This is a genomic window from Actinoplanes sp. NPDC051861 (assembly GCF_040681145.1).
In the GTDB taxonomy this organism is placed as follows: Bacteria; Actinomycetota; Actinomycetes; order Mycobacteriales; family Micromonosporaceae; genus Actinoplanes.
On the sequence record NZ_JBFAYE010000012.1, the window covers coordinates 1 to 14,249 of the forward strand.

Annotated in this window: 16 protein-coding genes; 8 read left to right on the forward strand and 8 right to left on the reverse strand. The window is 71.0% G+C overall.

Annotated features, from left to right (window positions below):
• Nucleotides 1-160: 160 nt before the first annotated feature.
• Entirely contained in the window at nt 161-1,069 is a 909-nt protein-coding gene (locus tag AB0M02_RS27570) for a WD40 repeat domain-containing protein (RefSeq protein WP_364232229.1), read from the forward strand.
• Between the two features lie 94 nt (nt 1,070-1,163).
• Here the strand turns inward: AB0M02_RS27570 and AB0M02_RS27575 are convergent, their stop codons facing one another.
• Nucleotides 1,164-2,168, reverse strand: a complete 1,005-nt coding sequence (locus tag AB0M02_RS27575; protein ID WP_364231661.1) for a LacI family DNA-binding transcriptional regulator — start codon at nt 2,166-2,168, stop codon at nt 1,164-1,166.
• A gap of 73 nt (nt 2,169-2,241) precedes the next feature.
• On the opposite strand from AB0M02_RS27575, the gene AB0M02_RS27580 reads away from it, so the two are divergent.
• Nucleotides 2,242-3,492 (forward strand): MFS transporter, encoded by a 1,251-nt coding sequence (locus AB0M02_RS27580; RefSeq protein WP_364231664.1) that lies wholly within the window; start codon nt 2,242-2,244, stop codon nt 3,490-3,492.
• Here the strand turns inward: AB0M02_RS27580 and AB0M02_RS27585 are convergent.
• Entirely contained in the window at nt 3,445-4,599 is a 1,155-nt protein-coding gene (locus AB0M02_RS27585; RefSeq protein ID WP_364231666.1) for a PP2C family protein-serine/threonine phosphatase, read from the reverse strand. The genes AB0M02_RS27580 and AB0M02_RS27585 overlap by 48 nt on opposite strands.
• 70 nt (nt 4,600-4,669) lie before the next feature.
• On the opposite strand from AB0M02_RS27585, the gene AB0M02_RS27590 reads away from it, so the two are divergent.
• Together AB0M02_RS27590 and AB0M02_RS27595 are read left to right on the forward strand one after the other, a co-directional pair.
• Nucleotides 4,670-4,879 carry a dodecin gene (locus AB0M02_RS27590; RefSeq protein WP_364231668.1) on the forward strand — a complete coding sequence of 70 codons (210 nt, stop codon included), beginning with the start codon at nt 4,670-4,672 and terminating at the stop codon, nt 4,877-4,879.
• Between the two features lie 79 nt (nt 4,880-4,958).
• Entirely contained in the window at nt 4,959-5,981 is a 1,023-nt protein-coding gene (locus AB0M02_RS27595) for a hypothetical protein (protein WP_364231670.1), read from the forward strand.
• On the opposite strand, the gene AB0M02_RS27600 is transcribed toward AB0M02_RS27595, so the two are convergent.
• The 5 genes from AB0M02_RS27600 to AB0M02_RS27620 form a co-directional block, all read right to left on the reverse strand.
• On the reverse strand, nt 5,978-6,745 hold the full coding sequence (locus AB0M02_RS27600; protein ID WP_364231672.1) for a hypothetical protein: 768 nt from the start codon (nt 6,743-6,745) through the stop codon (nt 5,978-5,980). The two genes, AB0M02_RS27595 and AB0M02_RS27600, sit on opposite strands and share 4 nt — an antisense overlap.
• Nucleotides 6,746-6,802: 57 nt before the next feature.
• Nucleotides 6,803-7,420, reverse strand: coding sequence for a TetR/AcrR family transcriptional regulator (locus AB0M02_RS27605; RefSeq protein ID WP_364231674.1), 618 nt, complete (start codon nt 7,418-7,420; stop codon nt 6,803-6,805).
• A 2-nt stretch (nt 7,421-7,422) separates the two neighbouring features.
• Nucleotides 7,423-8,343, reverse strand: a complete 921-nt coding sequence (locus AB0M02_RS27610) for a nitrilase-related carbon-nitrogen hydrolase (protein WP_364231677.1) — start codon at nt 8,341-8,343, stop codon at nt 7,423-7,425.
• On the reverse strand, nt 8,340-9,374 hold the full coding sequence (locus AB0M02_RS27615) for an agmatine deiminase family protein (RefSeq protein ID WP_364231680.1): 1,035 nt from the start codon (nt 9,372-9,374) through the stop codon (nt 8,340-8,342). Before AB0M02_RS27615 ends, AB0M02_RS27610 begins: the two co-directional genes overlap by 4 nt.
• A gap of 95 nt (nt 9,375-9,469) precedes the next feature.
• Nucleotides 9,470-10,144, reverse strand: coding sequence for an FCD domain-containing protein (locus AB0M02_RS27620; RefSeq protein ID WP_364231683.1), 675 nt, complete (start codon nt 10,142-10,144; stop codon nt 9,470-9,472).
• A gap of 42 nt (nt 10,145-10,186) precedes the next feature.
• Here AB0M02_RS27620 and AB0M02_RS27625 point away from each other — a divergent pair, with 42 nt between their 5' ends.
• Entirely contained in the window at nt 10,187-11,329 is a 1,143-nt protein-coding gene (locus AB0M02_RS27625; protein ID WP_364231684.1) for an MFS transporter, read from the forward strand.
• 100 nt (nt 11,330-11,429) lie between these two features.
• Here the strand turns inward: AB0M02_RS27625 and AB0M02_RS27630 are convergent, their stop codons facing one another.
• A complete protein-coding gene (locus AB0M02_RS27630) occupies nt 11,430-12,383 on the reverse strand; it encodes a DMT family transporter (protein WP_364231687.1) in 954 nt (317 codons plus the stop codon).
• 69 nt (nt 12,384-12,452) lie between these two features.
• Here AB0M02_RS27630 and AB0M02_RS27635 point away from each other — a divergent pair, with 69 nt between their 5' ends.
• The 3 genes from AB0M02_RS27635 to AB0M02_RS27645 are packed head-to-tail and all read left to right on the forward strand — an operon-like array spanning nt 12,453 to nt 14,220.
• The gene (locus AB0M02_RS27635) at nt 12,453-13,004 is read left to right on the forward strand and encodes a CGNR zinc finger domain-containing protein (RefSeq protein ID WP_364231688.1); all 552 of its coding nucleotides are present in this window, start codon (nt 12,453-12,455) and stop codon (nt 13,002-13,004) included.
• Between the two features lie 17 nt (nt 13,005-13,021).
• Nucleotides 13,022-13,429 (forward strand): VOC family protein, encoded by a 408-nt coding sequence (locus AB0M02_RS27640; protein WP_364231690.1) that lies wholly within the window; start codon nt 13,022-13,024, stop codon nt 13,427-13,429.
• Nucleotides 13,426-14,220: an MBL fold metallo-hydrolase gene (locus AB0M02_RS27645; protein WP_364231693.1), complete on the forward strand. Its 795-nt coding sequence runs from the start codon at nt 13,426-13,428 to the stop codon at nt 14,218-14,220. The genes AB0M02_RS27640 and AB0M02_RS27645 overlap by 4 nt, the downstream gene beginning before the upstream one ends.
• Nucleotides 14,221-14,249: the final 29 nt, after the last annotated feature.

A 14,249-nucleotide genomic window follows, 5' to 3' on the forward strand; every position in this document is an offset into this window, starting at 1 on the left:
CGAACCCGCCAGCATCCGCCACCAGACACCAGCCATGATCCGCCTGCACGCCTTCCCACAACCCGCAAGATCAACTTAAGCTACGCGGCATTGGGCTCTAGCCGAATCGTGCGGTCACACGCAGTCGATCATGGTGACTGACGGTGGAACGCTCGTGAGAATGAACATGGACGGCATTGCGGTCGACGACGCGGAAACTGACTCCTACCCAAAGAGGTTGTGGTGCGAGGACAGTGGCGAATGGGCGGTGCTGGGCGCGAACAAGCGCGCCTTCCTGTGGCGGCCGGGCGAGAGTCTTCGCGGTCTGCTGTTGGACTTCGCCGGGAACTGGACGATCGAGATCCTCGACCGCCGGCGACTCGCGGCTGTCGACGAGAACCACATCCAGATTTGGGATGTCGCAGCCGATCCGGTGCGGCTGTTCCGCTGTGACGCCCGAGTCGGGAACGTGAGCATGCTCGCGTCGCCGCTGGACGGCAGGTGGCTGGCATCGACCGGCAACGATTACCACGATGGGTGGGGGAACGTCAGCGTCTGGTCGACCTCTGACCCTTCATGGATCGCAGTATTCAGCGGGCAGGACCGGAATGTCGTCTCCGCTCTGGTCGCGGATCCGCAAGGCGAGTGGCTTGTCGCCGGCGATGTGCGGGGCTGCGTCCGGACGATCGACATGCGCACGCTGGAGGAGTCGTCGATGCCGCTTCACGGCGCCGCGATTGAATGTGCGGCGCCCCGTCCGGACGGTTCCCTGGTGGCGTTCGGGGCGGACAGCGACGTCGTGATCTGGCGTGTCGAGGACAAATCGCTGGTCAGGATGCTCAACACGAGGCAGGGCGGTCTCATCGCCGCCGTGGCCTGGTCGCCGGACGGCACCCGCGTGGCGGCGGTGCGCGCGGCGGGCTCGCTGGACATCTGGGACGTGGCGAGCGGCCGGCTCACAGCCCGGCTGCGGCTGGACTGCACCTTGCGGTCGGTGTCGTGGCGCGGCGACCTCATCACGATGAACGGGTCCCGGGGGCCGGTGCTGGTCCGGGGTGGGGCGGTAGCGGGAACCTGGACGCGGGGGTGAGGAGGTCTCGCGGCAGGTGTCCCGGCGGCCGCGCTGCGGCCTTGAGCGGCACCTGGTCGCGGGTCTAGATCGGTCAGAGCACGAGTCGCGTACCCTATCCGGCGGATGCTGACGCGGACGTGCCTCGCGGGATCAAGCGTGGGGCGACGACCACCTCGCGTTCGGTCACCGCGCCGCCCTCGATGCGGGTGACGGCGCGGCTCACCGCATGTGTGGCCATCGCGTCCACGTCCTGGGCGACCGTCGTCAGGTCGATGTGGGAGAGGCGGCTGAAGCTGCTGTCGTCGTAGCCGACCACGCTGATGTCGCCCGGGACGTCGACGCCCCGGCGGCGGAGGACGGCCAGGACACCCAGGGCGCTGAGGTCGTTGAAAACGGTCACGGCAGTGGATGGGTCGAGGCGCAGGAGCTGGCCGGCGCGGGCTCCGTCGTCCTCGCCGGGGCCGCCGGGCAGGACCTGAACGAAATCGGTCAGGCCGTGGCGCGTCATGGCGTCCATGTAGCCGGCGCGGCGTTCGGCAGAGCCGGGCTGGGAGCCGCCGTCGATGTGCGCGATGCGGCGGTGGCCCAGCGCGACCAGGTGGTCGACGGCCTGGTGGGAGCCCTTTTGCTCGTCGTTGTGGACGGCGTCGACGTTGCGGTGGCGGACGTTGCGCATCATCGCGATGAGCGGGAGCTTGGCGGCCAGGGTGCCCAGGTCGGACGTGCGCAGGCGCGGGCTGAAGAGGATGAGGGCCTCACAGCGGTCCTGGAGCAGGTCGTCGACGGCGGTGCGCTCGTCGCGGCGCGGGGTGACGGCGCTGAGGGTGAGCTGGTATCCGGCGTTGCCCGCGGCGGCGTAGAGGCCGGTGAGCAGGTCGTCGTGGAACGGGTGGCGCACGTCGAAGACGACGCCGAGCAGGCGGCTCCGGCCGCTGCGCAGGAGGCGGGCGCGGCTGTCGGGCTGGTAACCGAGGCGGTTGGCGACCGCGAGGACGCGTTCGCGGGTGGCGGCGCCGGCGCCGGGTGCGCCGCGCATGACGATGGAGACCAGCGCCACGGAGACGCCGGCCTCGGCCGCGACGTCGGCGAGGGTAGTACGCCGGTCCCCTGACTGCACCGCCGCATCGTAACCTGTGATTACTAGAACGTTCTATCGTGTCAGCAACTAGAACGTTCTAGAGTCGCAAGCCGTGGACACACTGACCGCCGGCCGCCGCTGGGCGGCCCTGCTCGCCCTCTCGCTGGGCGGGTTCGGGCTCGGGTTGACCGAGTTCCTCGCCATGGGGCTGCTGCCGGAGATCGCGCGGGACCTTCTGCCGGCGGACTATGCGAGATCGGCACCGGACGCGGTCGCCACCGCCGGCTGGATGATCACGATCTACGCGCTGGGCGTGGTGGCGGGTGCGCCCACGATCGCGGCGCTCACGGCCCGGGTGCCCCGGCGCGGACTGGTGATCGGCCTGCTCGGGCTGATGGTGGCCGGGACGGCGGCCTCGGCGGTGGCGCCGAGTTTCGAACTCGTCCTCGCGGGGCGGTTCGTGGCGGCGCTGGCGCACGGTGCGTACTTCGGGGCGGCGGGCATCCTCGCGGCGAACCTGCTCGGGCCGGGGAACCACGGCAAGGGTGTCGCCCTGGTGATCGGTGGGCTGACCGCGGCGAACCTCGTCGGGGTTCCGGTGATCACCGCGCTGGGGCAGAGCGCGGGATGGCGAATCGCGTATCTGGCGGTGGCGGCGGTCTTCGCGCTCACGCTGGTTGCTGTCTTCGTGACCGTGCCGGCGGTGGCCGCGGCACCGGGTGGATCACCGCGGGCGGAGTTGCGGGCGTTCCGGTCACCCCAGGTCTGGCTGGTCGCCGCCGTCGTGGCGATCGGGACCAGTGGGTTCTTCGCGGTGAACAGCTACGTGGCGCCGGTGACGACCGATGTGACCGGGTTGCCGGCCGGGGCCGTGCCGTGGGTGATGGCGGTGATGGGTCTCGGGATGACAGTCGGCATCGCCGTCGGCGGGGTGGCCGCCGACCGTGACCTGCGGCGCAGTGTGCTGTACGGGTTCGCGGGCCTGCTCGGTTCGGTGGCCCTGTTCGCGGTGGCGGCGGGGACTGTGGCCGGGCTGTTCGTGGGCGCGTTCCTGGTCGGGGCGGCGAGCCTGTTCATCGTGCCGGCCCTGCAGGCGCAGCTGATCGCGGCGGCACCGGGCGCCCAGCTGATGGGCGCGGCGGTCAACCAGTCGTCGCTGAACCTGGCCAACAGCCTGGGTGCAGCGCTCGGCGGGGCGGTCATCGCGGCGGGGTGGGGGTTCCTGTCGTCGGCGTGGCTCGGAGTGGGCCTGACGGTCGTGGGTCTCGGGCTGGCGGTGCTGAGCTTCCGGACGACTGCGGCGCGGGCCGAGGACTCAGTGACGGCGCCACTGGAGCATCGCAGCGGTAGCGTCGTCGCGTAGCTCCCCCTCCTCATAGGACACGATCGTCTGGATGAGCCGCCGCATCGTCTCCGGTGCCGACATCCCCAGCCGCAGAGCGTCCAGCATGAACTCGCCGAGCCGCTCCACCCCGAACAGCCCACCCGACGAATCCCGCGCCTCGATGATCCCGTCGGTGTAGAGCACCAGCGCGTCCCCGGGCTCCAGCTGCCACTCGACCACGCCGGGCGGTCGCTCGATCATGTGCCCGAGGCCGAGCGGCAGAGCGTTGGGGGTGGGCAGCTGCGGCAGGACGCGCCCGTCCCGGAGGAACAACTCGGCGGGATGACCGGCGCTGATCCGCCGGTACACCCCGGTCGCCATGTCCAGCTCGGCCAGCAGCGCGGTGACGAAGGCGCCGGGATACTGCGCGCGGATCCACTTGTCGATCGAGCGGGAGGTGTCGACCAGGGAGAGCCCGGAGCGCCGGGCATTACGGTACGTGTTGAGCGTCAACGTGGTCAGCGCACTGGCACTGATCCCGTGACCAACCGTGTCGAAGAGCGCCACATGCAGCACGTCCGCGTTGGCCGCGTAGTCGAACGCGTCCCCGCCCACGTCGTAACACGGCTCCAGCACGGCCGTCACCATCGTCCCGTCCACCGCGAACGTCAGTGGCGGGAGCTGGTTCCAAATGATCTCCGCCGCGAGTTGCATGGGCAGCCGGCGCCGGGTGTGCTCCACCGCGTCGCCGTAGAACCGCCGGCTCGCGATCAGCTCCGCCACCAGCGCGGCGATCACCTCGAGATCGCGCAGATCCGCCCCGTCCGGATGGTCCTTGAGCCGGAACTCCAGGACACCGAGCCGTTCAGCCCCGTGCAGCAGCGGCAGCCAGAGGAACCCGTCGAGCCACTGGTGCTCGGCGGTCGTGAAGGCCCGGCCGGCCGGCGAGCCCTCCACGACGACGGTGGCCGCGCCGCTTCCCCGCAGCGGGTGCAGCGCCACCTGCCCGTAATCGACCAGGAGGACGGTTATCGTCTCCGCCGCGAGCAGCGGCGCGGCCGACGTGAGCACCGCGGGCAGGTCCTCGGCCCGGCCGCGGTGCCTCAGATCCATGAGCCGGCGCACGGCCTCCATCGACGAAAGCATCCCCCTCATCTTCCAGCCACCCGGGCGCCGATGCACCAGGCTAGGGGTGACCAGCATCGAGGAGGATGTCGTGACCCATCACGTGTACCGGCTCACCGAGGTGGTCGGCAGCAGCCCGACCAGCATCGACGACGCCATCCGGACCGCCGTGAGCAAGGCCGCCCGGACCGTCCGCAACATCGAGTGGTTCGAGACCAAGGAGGTACGCGGCCAGGTCGTCGAGGGTGAGGTGGCCCACTTCCAGGTGACGCTGAAGATCGGCTTCCGGGTGGACGACTGAGATGCCGCCGGGGTGTCACCGAAGTGGCACCCCGGTCCTGGAGATGTCCAGCTAGATCCATCTATGTAACGATGGCCGTATGGGCCTACGGGGGCACCGCTTCTGGCTCTCCGCCATCTACGCCGTCATCGGTGCTGTCCTGCTGGTCGGCGCCTTCCTGCTCCTCTACCCGATCCGCCACACCGAGGATTTCGGCACGCAGCTGCGCCTGGCGATCGGCGCCAACCTCCTGGACATCGTCCTGGCCGTCATCGTCCTGCAGCCCCTGGTGCTCTTCTTCAGCCGCAACGCGGTCCGCTGGCGAAACCGCCTCGACTACACCGATGTGATCCGCCGCGTCTCGCGCTCCTCCGAGCAGGTGGACATCTGGAAACACTGGACCGGCCTCCTGGAGAACTCCCACGAGCCCCGCTTCCTGGCCGCCGTCCGCGCCGCCCTCGACCGCGGCGTGCACTTCCGCATCATGCTCACCGACCCGTCCTGCCCCGACGCCGCCGAACGCGCTCACCAGGTCGCACCGCTGGACGCCCTGGCCCTGATGCGCCAGAACGTGTCCCGCCTCGACGCCTTCATCCGCGAGTTGTCCCCGCTGCACCGGCAGCTCTTCGAGGTACGGATCAGCTCCGTCGGCCCCGCACACGCCCTCTACCGCGTGGACGACTGGATGTCCTACGGCCTGTTCCGCAACCACCGTGTCAGCGAGAGCTCCCAGCGCGAGGTCCCGGTCCGCGGCGACATCGGCGAGCTGGCCCTGGAGGCCTTCGACGCCCGCTGGAACGGCACCGGCCTGCTGGCGATAGCGGACCACTACCGCATGCCGCTCCGCTTCTCCGCGGGCGAGAAGTCCGCCGACCACGACCTGCCCTATGTGGTCGCCGACGGCGAGCACTGGGTCAACGTGAACCCGGCGGCGCTGCCCTACGCCTTCCACCCGGAACACCGGGTCTCCCGCCCGGGTGATGGCGCCGCCCGATACGTCCTGGAGGAGCCACCGGACGACGTCCGTGAGCGGGTGGCGGCGCTGTATGCCGCGAAGTACGGCCCGGACCAGGGCGCCGTCATGCTCCGGCTGGAGATGACCCGCGGAGCCGGCAACGGCTAGCCTTCACGCCCGAACAGATAAGTGATGGTCTGCCCGAACGAGCGCTCGGAAGGCTCCGTCGTCAACGAGCGGAACCGGGACCGGATCAGCTCCTGCCGCGAAGGCGGGAAGAGGATCAGCAGACCGCCGGCGGACACCGCGACACACAGACCCACCAGCGGCAGGAACCCCACATCCCCGACGATCTCCCGAGGCCCCGCCTCAACGATGGCCCCGAACAAGGCGAAAAACCCGATAAATACGAAATGTGGTGCCCGCTGCGGGCTGAACGACCAGAAGAACCGAAGAAACCTGTCCTCAGGCACCCGCGCCCGCAGCACCAGGAACACCCCGGCCGCGAACTCCGCCACACCCACGACGAACACCCACACGCCCACGACAGTGTCGCTCCGGAGGGCCGCCTCTACAGTGCCCGGACCAGCGGCGATGAGCGCCATCCCACCCAGCGTCACGACAGCGGATCGAGCATCGACCGCCGTCGACGTCACGAGGGCCGCCAGCGCCGCCACCAGGAACATCACATAGCCGCCCCAGGTCCCGAGCAGCGCCACCAGAACCAGCGCGAACGCCAGCACAGCGGCCACCGTCCCGACCACCCGGCGCAGCGACGACCCCGGATGCCAGCCACGGATCGACTCCGCGGCCCGGAACACGCCGTAGAGAACGACCGAGGCGCCGAGGACCCGCACACCGGTGGAGGCGCCCGCGGTCGCCAGGTTGACCGCAACCGCTGTCGCCACGCCCAGCCAGTACGCGCTACGCACCCGAGAGCGACACCGTCGGAGGGATGCTCATGCACTGACATGCTGCCAGCCCGGCGCTCAGAGACCCACCCGCAGCCGGCCGAGGCTGTCGATCAGGATGCCCAGGCCGATCTCGAAGGAGCGCTGCGACCGCAGCTCCGGATCCACCCGGGCGGCACGGATCGCGCCGCCCAGCGCCGAGTCCGGGTCGGGTGACTCGGCCCAGACGCCGAGCGGGGCGGCTGCGTCCAGGGCGGATCCCAGGACGAAGCAGTCCAGGATGGTCACCGCGTGCAGCAGGCCCTCGTCGGGGAAGCCGGCCGCGCGCAGCACCTTCGCCAGGGCCTCGTAGCCGGCCAGCGTGCGGGGATCGCTGACCACCTGGGCGGTGAGCATCGGGACCATGCGGGGGTGCTGGGCGAACGTACGCCGATAGGCCCGCGCCCACGCCTCGGTGAACGTCTGCCAGTCCCGGTCGTCCGGCACGGTCGGCAGGTCCGCGGCGGCGAGGTGCCCGCGGATCGCCTCGATGATCGCCTCCCGGCCGCCCGGGAAGTGGTGGTAGATCGAGGACGCGCTCACCCCCAGGACCCCGGCCAGGCCGGGCAGGGTGAACGTGCCGGTCTCGTCGACCAGCGCGAGGGCGGCGTGCGCGATCTGGTCGCGCGACAGCAGGGGCGCTGCGGGGCGGGGCACGTCTACAGCAGCGGCTGGTAGGTGTCCGGGCGGCGGGTCTGAAGGAACGGGAAGAGCGTGAGCCAGTCCCGCCGCTGGTCGAGGTCGAGCGCGGCGACCAGCACGGCGTCACCGTCGCGCGGCGCTTCGGCGAGGACACGGCCGTACGGGTCGGAGATGAACGAGCTCCCGTAGAAGGTGATCAGGCCCTCCTCGCCCCAGCGGTTGGGCACGATCATGAACGTACCGTTGGCGATGCCGTTGGCGACGATGACCTGGCGCCAGAGCGGTGCCGTGTCGAAGTCGGGGTGGTCCGGTTCCGAGCCGATCGCCGTGGGGTACGCGATGACGTCCGTCCCGTTCAGCGAGTAGGCCCGCGCCACCTCGGGAAACCACTCGTCCCAGCAGGTCGGCATCCCGATCCTGGCCCGATCGCCGAGCTCGACCGGCTGATAGGCGTCCTCGGACGCCGGGCCGGGCCGGAAGTAGTGATCCTCGTAGTAGCCCGCCGTCCTCGGGATGTGCGTCTTGCGGCGCCGCCCGACGAGCGTGCCGTCCGGCGCGACCAGGATCGCCGTGTTGAACCCGAGTCCGTCGCCGGCCGGGCTGCGCTCGAACAGCGACGCGTGCACGTGGACGCCGGACTCCGACGCCGCCGCCCGCGCGAACGTGATCGTCGGGCCGTCGGTGAGGTCCTCCGCGGTGGCGGTCGCGTCGCCGGACGGCCGGGTGTCCGCCGGGTAGCGGGAGAGGGTCAGCTCGGGCAGGAAGACGACCTCCGCACCGGCGCCGGCCGCGGTGCGGATCCCGTCGAGGAGCACGGCCGCGTGCTCGTCCGGGTCGGCGTGCCATCGGGTCTGCACGAGACCGGCGGTCAGCACACCGCGCACGGGCGGGTCGACGCGGGCGGGCGAGCCGGTGGCCGCAGCCGTGATCAACTTCATCGGTTCTCCAGGGGCTGCTGCTGGGTTTCTTCCGGCGCCGCCGGGAAAACGGGCTGCTGCTGGGTTATGCAGTGAATACCGCCGCCGAAGCGGAAGATGTCCCGGGCGTCGACCAGGACGACCTCGCGCCCGGGGTAGGCGTCCCGCAGGATCCGCAGCGCCTCCTGATCCCGGGGGTCGTCGAAGGCGCAGAGCACGACGACACCGTTCGCCACGTAGTGGTTGACGTAGGACCAGTCGACCAGTTCGCCGTCCACCTCGGTGGTCTCCGGCGCCGGCAGCGGCGTCACCTCCAGGCCCGCATCTCTGATCAAGGCGGTGACCTCCTGGCTGACCGCGAAGTCCGGATGCCCGGGATCGGTCTGGGTGTGCACGAGCACCCGGCCGGAGGGGGTGAACGCCGCGACGATGTCGACGTGGCCGCGCGTCCCGAACTCGCCGTAGTCCGCGGTGAGGCCGCGAGGGAGCCACAGGGCCCGGTGGGTGCCGAGCCGGGCGTGGACCTCACGCTCCACGGTGGTCCGGGTCCAGCCCGGATTACGGTACGGGTCCAACTGCACAGTTTCGGTCAGCAACACTGTCCCCGCGCCGTCGACGTGGAAGCCGCCGCCCTCCTGGGTCAGCGGGGACGAGACGACGCCGGCTCCGGCGTGCACGGCGACACCGCGGGCGATCTCGCTGTCCAGGTCCCACTTCGCCCAGGACTGCGCGCCCCAGCCGTTGAAGATCCAGTCGACGGCGAGGAGGCCGTCGTCGCCGTGGACGAACGTGGGCCCGCTGTCGCGCAGCCAGGCGTCGTCGAGCGGCACGGCGACGTGCTCGATCCGTGGATCCAGCAGCTCGCCGGTGACGTCGCCGGGGTTGACCAGTACGGAGACGGGCTCGTACCGGACGATGGTGTTCGCCACCACGGCCCAGGCGGTCCGGGCGGCCGCGAGCTCCTCCGGGTCCTGGAAGGTGGCGTTCGGGGTCGGCCATCCGAGATAGGTCCGGGCGTGTGGTTCCCACTCGGCCGGCATTCTGTTCGCCATCAGACCCCCTCCTCACACCAATATCACCCGATATTTGCAGAAATATCGGGGTGGTGCCGCCGTTGATGGCGTCAGGTTAACCGAATGCCATTCGGTTATGGAAGCCTCCGTGTCGCCTTGACCGCGTCGATGAGGGCGTACGCGGCCTGCACGGCGGCATCCGGGTTGTGGCTGAGGACGGCGGCGGTGAGGACGTCGTGCGCGCCGATGATGCGCGGGTCCTCGGGCAGACTCGCGGTGTCCTGGATGGACTTGGCGGCGACCTCGGCGACGGCGTCGTAGAGCCGGATCAGCAGCGGGTTGCCGCTGGCCCGGACGAGCGCGCGGTGGAACTCGGCGTCGGCGGCGACGTAGGCGGCCAGGTCACCGGCGTCGTGGGCGGTGTCGCGGTCGCGGGCGGCGGCGGCCAGGAGCGCGAGGTCGCCGGCGGAGCTGTTCTGGGCGGCCAGGCGGGCGGCGGCGGCCTCCAGACCGGCGCGGGCGTCCAGGACGTGGGTCAGGGCGTCGGGCTCGTCGCGGACGAGGACGCCGGCGATCTCGTCGGTGGCGCGTACATATGTGCCGTCGCCGACCCGCGGCTCGAGCAGGCCGGTGAGGCTCAGCGAGCGCAGCGCCTCGCGGACCGTGCCGCGACTGACGCCCAGCTCACCGGCCAGGTGGTTCTCGCCTGGGATCTTGGAGCCGACCGGCCAGGCACCGGTCGCGATCAAGCGGCGGAACTGCTCGGACACCTGCAGGACCAGGGGGACCTGGCGGACGGGCTGGGTCACGCCGTCTAGTGTAAATGTTGGACATCTGCGTGTGGGGGTGCGATGACGGCTGCGACCATCTTTCTCGTGGCGCTGTGCCTGCGGCCGGCGATCACCACGGTCGGCCCGCTGCTGCCGCAGATCGGTGCCTCGCTCGGACTCGGCGAGACCGCACAGGGTGTGCTCGGCGCACTGCCCCTGCTGGCGTTCGCCCTGGTCTCCCCGCAGGTCCACCGGGCGTCCGGCCGGTACGGCGCCGAGCGCGCGGTGTTCGGCGCACTGCTGGTGCTGGCGCTCGGCGGGGTCGTCCGGTCGTACACCGGTGACGCCGGGCTGTGGATCGGCACGCTGGTGATCGGGTGCGCGATCGCGGTCGGCAACGTGCTCGTCCCGGCGATCGTGAAACGCGACTACTCGTCGAACGTGTCCCGGGCCACCGGGGTGTACACGGCGTTCATCACCATCGGCGCCTCGGTGGCGTCGGCGGTGGCGGTGCCGATCGCGTTCGCGGTGGACTGGCGCCTGGCCCTGGCCGTCTGGTCACTGCTCGCCCTGATCGTCGCGGCGGTCTGGCTACCACGCGCCCGGCCGGCTCCGGATCCGGTCGAACCGTCGCCCGACGGCGTCACGGTGAACGTGTGGCGCCAGCCCCGTGCGTGGCTGATCACGGCTTTCATGGGCCTGCAGTCGACCTGCTTCTATCTCATGATCACTTGGCTGCCGACGATCGAGATCGCCAACGGGGTCAGCGAGCGGACCGCGGGCGTGCACCTGTTCGTCTTCCAGGGTCTCGGCATCCTCGGCGGGCTCGCGATCCCGGCCCTGCTGCGGGACCCGTCGCGGCGCCCGCTCGGCGCGGCCGTGTCGAGCGTGCCGGTGCTGATCGCGGTGCTGGGCCTGCTCGGCGCGCCGTCGCTCGCGGTGCTGTGGGCGGGGATCGGCGGGCTCGGGCAGGGTGCGGCGCTGGTCACCGCGCTCACGCTGATCAGCCTGGGCGGCCGCACCCAGGCGGAGACGACCCGCCTGTCAGGAATGGCGCAATCACTCGGCTACCTGCTAGCCGCGGCCGGCCCGATCGCAGCCGGCGTCCTCGCCGAGCTGACGGGCGACTGGACGGCGTCCCTCACCCTGATCCTCGTCCTCGGCCTCCTCCAGGTAGCCGCCGGCTACACCGCCGCCCGGTCACCAGCACCAAATCGCGTGTGAAGTTCGGGTGCGGAGCGGGGCCGAACTCCACACGGAACAGCTCTGCGGGTCCGCGCCAAGACCATTGCGTGTGAAGTTGGGGTGCGGAGCGGGGCCGAAATCAACACACGGATTGGGGTTGTGGGAGCGGGTTGTCCTCGGCGGCGGTGACCGGGGACTCGCCGGGGATGGAGGCGATGCCGCCCAGGATCAGCGCGCCACCGGCCATCTGCAGCGGCGTGAGCTGCTCCCCCACCACGACCCACGCGAAGATCGACGCGAAGACGACCTCGAGGAGCCCGACGAACGAGGCCAGCCGCGACCCGAGGCGGCTGGATCCGAAGATGCCGGACGCGTAGGCGAGCGCCGTGGCGAACACCGCCACCACCGACAGCGGCACCCACCACGGCGCCGGCGAGCCGAGCAGCGGCACGTCCCCGAACCTGACGGCGAGCGGCACCAGCCCGATCGCGCCGGCGATTCCCAGCACCATGCCGCCGAGCAGCAGCCCGGTGCCCGCCAGCGCCACCGGCGGCAGGCCGTCCGAGGGGCGCGCGGCGACCGCGAAGTAGACCGCGCAGCCGATCGCCGCCGCGAACGCCATGGCCAGGCCGAGCGGATCGACCGCCTGCAGCGCACCCGGGCCGATCACCAGCACCAGGCCGCCGATCGCGAGGACCGAGCCGAGCAGCACCATCGGCTTCGGCACGCGGCGGGTGGACGCCCACGCCCAGAGCACGAGCAGGACCGGCGCCAGGAACTCCACGAGCAGCGCGGTCGCCACCGGGATCCGGCTGATCGCGGCGAAGTAGGCCAACTGCGTGAACGCGACCGCCACCGCGCCCATCGCGGCGATCCGCCACCGGGCACGCCACAGCGCGTCCCAGCGGCCCCGCAGGGAGAACAGCACGAACGGCAGCAGCAGGAGACCACCGGCCAGCGCGCGCACGGTCACCGCGGCCGCCGGCGACCAGCCGGACTCCAGCAGCGGCTTGATGAACGCCCCGGACGTGCCGAAGCTGGCGGCCGACACCACCGCGGCGGCGAACCCGGCTGACTGCGGCGAGAACCTCACGACACACTCCCGTCATGGGCTAAAGTCTTTACAACCCTGACGCTAGGCCGCCCCGGATAAGGAGTCAAATTGCTTTTTGCCCCTGACACGGAGGAGGCGCTCGAGTTCGTGGTCGCGCTGGCCAACACCGCGCCCGGCGCCAGCCGCACCGGCCACGACGAGCTCGCCACCGTCGATCAGCTGGGTAGGCTTCTGGACCGCTACACGTATTCGGGACGCCGCGACCACGACGACGCCGAGCTGCGCGCGGTCCGCAAGGCCCGGTCTCTGCTGCGTGACGTCTGGACCCTGGACCGTGACGCCGCCGTCGAGGCCGTGAACCGCATGCTCCGCGACGCACGGGCGCTGCCCTACCTCACCCGCCACGACGGTTCCGACTGGCACATCCACGCCACCGACCCCGGCGCCCCGCTGGCCGAGCGCATCCGGGTCGAGGCCGCCCTAGCCCTGATCGACGTGATCCGCATGAACGAGACCGACCGGCTGCGGGTCTGCGCCGCCGACGACTGCACCGGGCTCTTCCTGGACCTCTCCCGCAACGGCTCCAAGCGCTTCTGCAGCGTCCGCTGCGGCAACCGGGTCAACATGGTCGCCTTCCGGGCGCGCAGGTCCGGCACCTGACGCGGTTTACTCCGTGGATGACCCTGCGACTGGATCTGACCCTCGACTGCGCCGACGCCGAGCGGCTCGCGCCGTTCTGGAAGCTCGCGCTCGGCTATGAGGACGAGCCCCCACCGGCACCGTTCGCGACGCGTGCGGAGTGGGCGGCCTCCTTCGGCGAGCCCGAGGAGGACGAGGGCGGCGGCGCCTGGCTGCGCGATCCGTCAGGGGCGGGCCCGCGGCTGGTCCTGCTCGACGTACCGGAACCCAAGACCGCCAAGAACCGCCTGCACATCGACGTCCGCGTCGGCAGCACGGCGTGGGCCGACATCACCGCGAAAGCCGACGAGCTGGTGGGCGCCGGTGGGCGGGTCCTGGCGACCTTCGACGGGCATCATGTGGTGATGGCCGATCCCGAGGGCAACGAGTTCTGCGTGGCGTCATGATCCATCATCTGAACTGCGGGACCCTGCGCCCGCCGGGGACTCCGGGCGGGCTGGTGTGCCATGTGCTGCTGGTGGAGACGCCGGGCGGCCTCGTTCTGGTCGACTCCGGCTACGGCCTGCGGGACGCCGCGGATCCCTGGCGCCGCGTCGGCATGGCCCGGCTGCTGATCCGCCCGGCGCTGGACCCGGCCGAGGCGGCGATCAACCAGATCCGGGCGTTGGGTCAAAAGCCAGAGGACGTACGCGACATCGTCCTCACCCACTTCGACGGCGACCACGCGGGTGGCCTGGCCGACTTCCCGTGGGCCCGGGTCCACGTCACCTCCGCCGAGGCGAGTGCGGTCACGGCGCCACGGACGTTCACCGAGCGCTACCGATATCTGGCTGCCGTCCGGTCGCACGGCCCCGACCTGGTCACCCACGACCCGGGCCGGGGCGACTGGTGGCGTGGCTTCGCCGCGGCGACCGAGATCCTGCCGGGAGTCGTGCTGGTCGGGCTGCCGGGGCACACGCGCGGACACGCCGCCGTGGCCGTGTCAGCGGGCTCACGCTGGGTGCTGCACGCGGGCGACGCGTTCTATCACCGAGGCGAGGTCGACGGGACCGGATCGGCCCCGAAAGCCCTGGTCCGCTCGGAGATGATGATCGCGCACTCCCGGCCCCGGGTGGCCGGCAACCATGAGCGGCTGCGCGAGCTGTGGACGGCCGGACACCCCGACCTGATGATCGTCAACGCCCACGATCCGGAGTTGTTGAGGCGAGCCCGCGAAAGTGTCGGAGGGGCTTGCTAGCGTCTCGGCCTGTTCCCGTTCCATTCGAA

Bases quoted from the DNA above. Each gene is read 5' to 3' on its own strand.
- AB0M02_RS27570 (WP_364232229.1), top strand. From the start codon at position 161: ATGAACATGGACGGCATTGCGGTCGACGACGCGGAAACTGACTCCTAC.
- AB0M02_RS27585 (WP_364231666.1), bottom strand. From the start codon at position 4,599: ATGCTTTCGTCGATGGAGGCCGTGCGCCGGCTCATGGATCTGAGGCAC.
- AB0M02_RS27595 (WP_364231670.1), top strand. From the start codon at position 4,959: ATGGGCCTACGGGGGCACCGCTTCTGGCTCTCCGCCATCTACGCCGTC.
- AB0M02_RS27610 (WP_364231677.1), bottom strand. From the start codon at position 8,343: ATGAAGTTGATCACGGCTGCGGCCACCGGCTCGCCCGCCCGCGTCGAC.
- AB0M02_RS27615 (WP_364231680.1), bottom strand. From the start codon at position 9,374: ATGGCGAACAGAATGCCGGCCGAGTGGGAACCACACGCCCGGACCTAT.
- AB0M02_RS27625 (WP_364231684.1), top strand. From the start codon at position 10,187: ATGACGGCTGCGACCATCTTTCTCGTGGCGCTGTGCCTGCGGCCGGCG.
- AB0M02_RS27640 (WP_364231690.1), top strand. From the start codon at position 13,022: ATGACCCTGCGACTGGATCTGACCCTCGACTGCGCCGACGCCGAGCGG.
- AB0M02_RS27645 (WP_364231693.1), top strand. From the start codon at position 13,426: ATGATCCATCATCTGAACTGCGGGACCCTGCGCCCGCCGGGGACTCCG.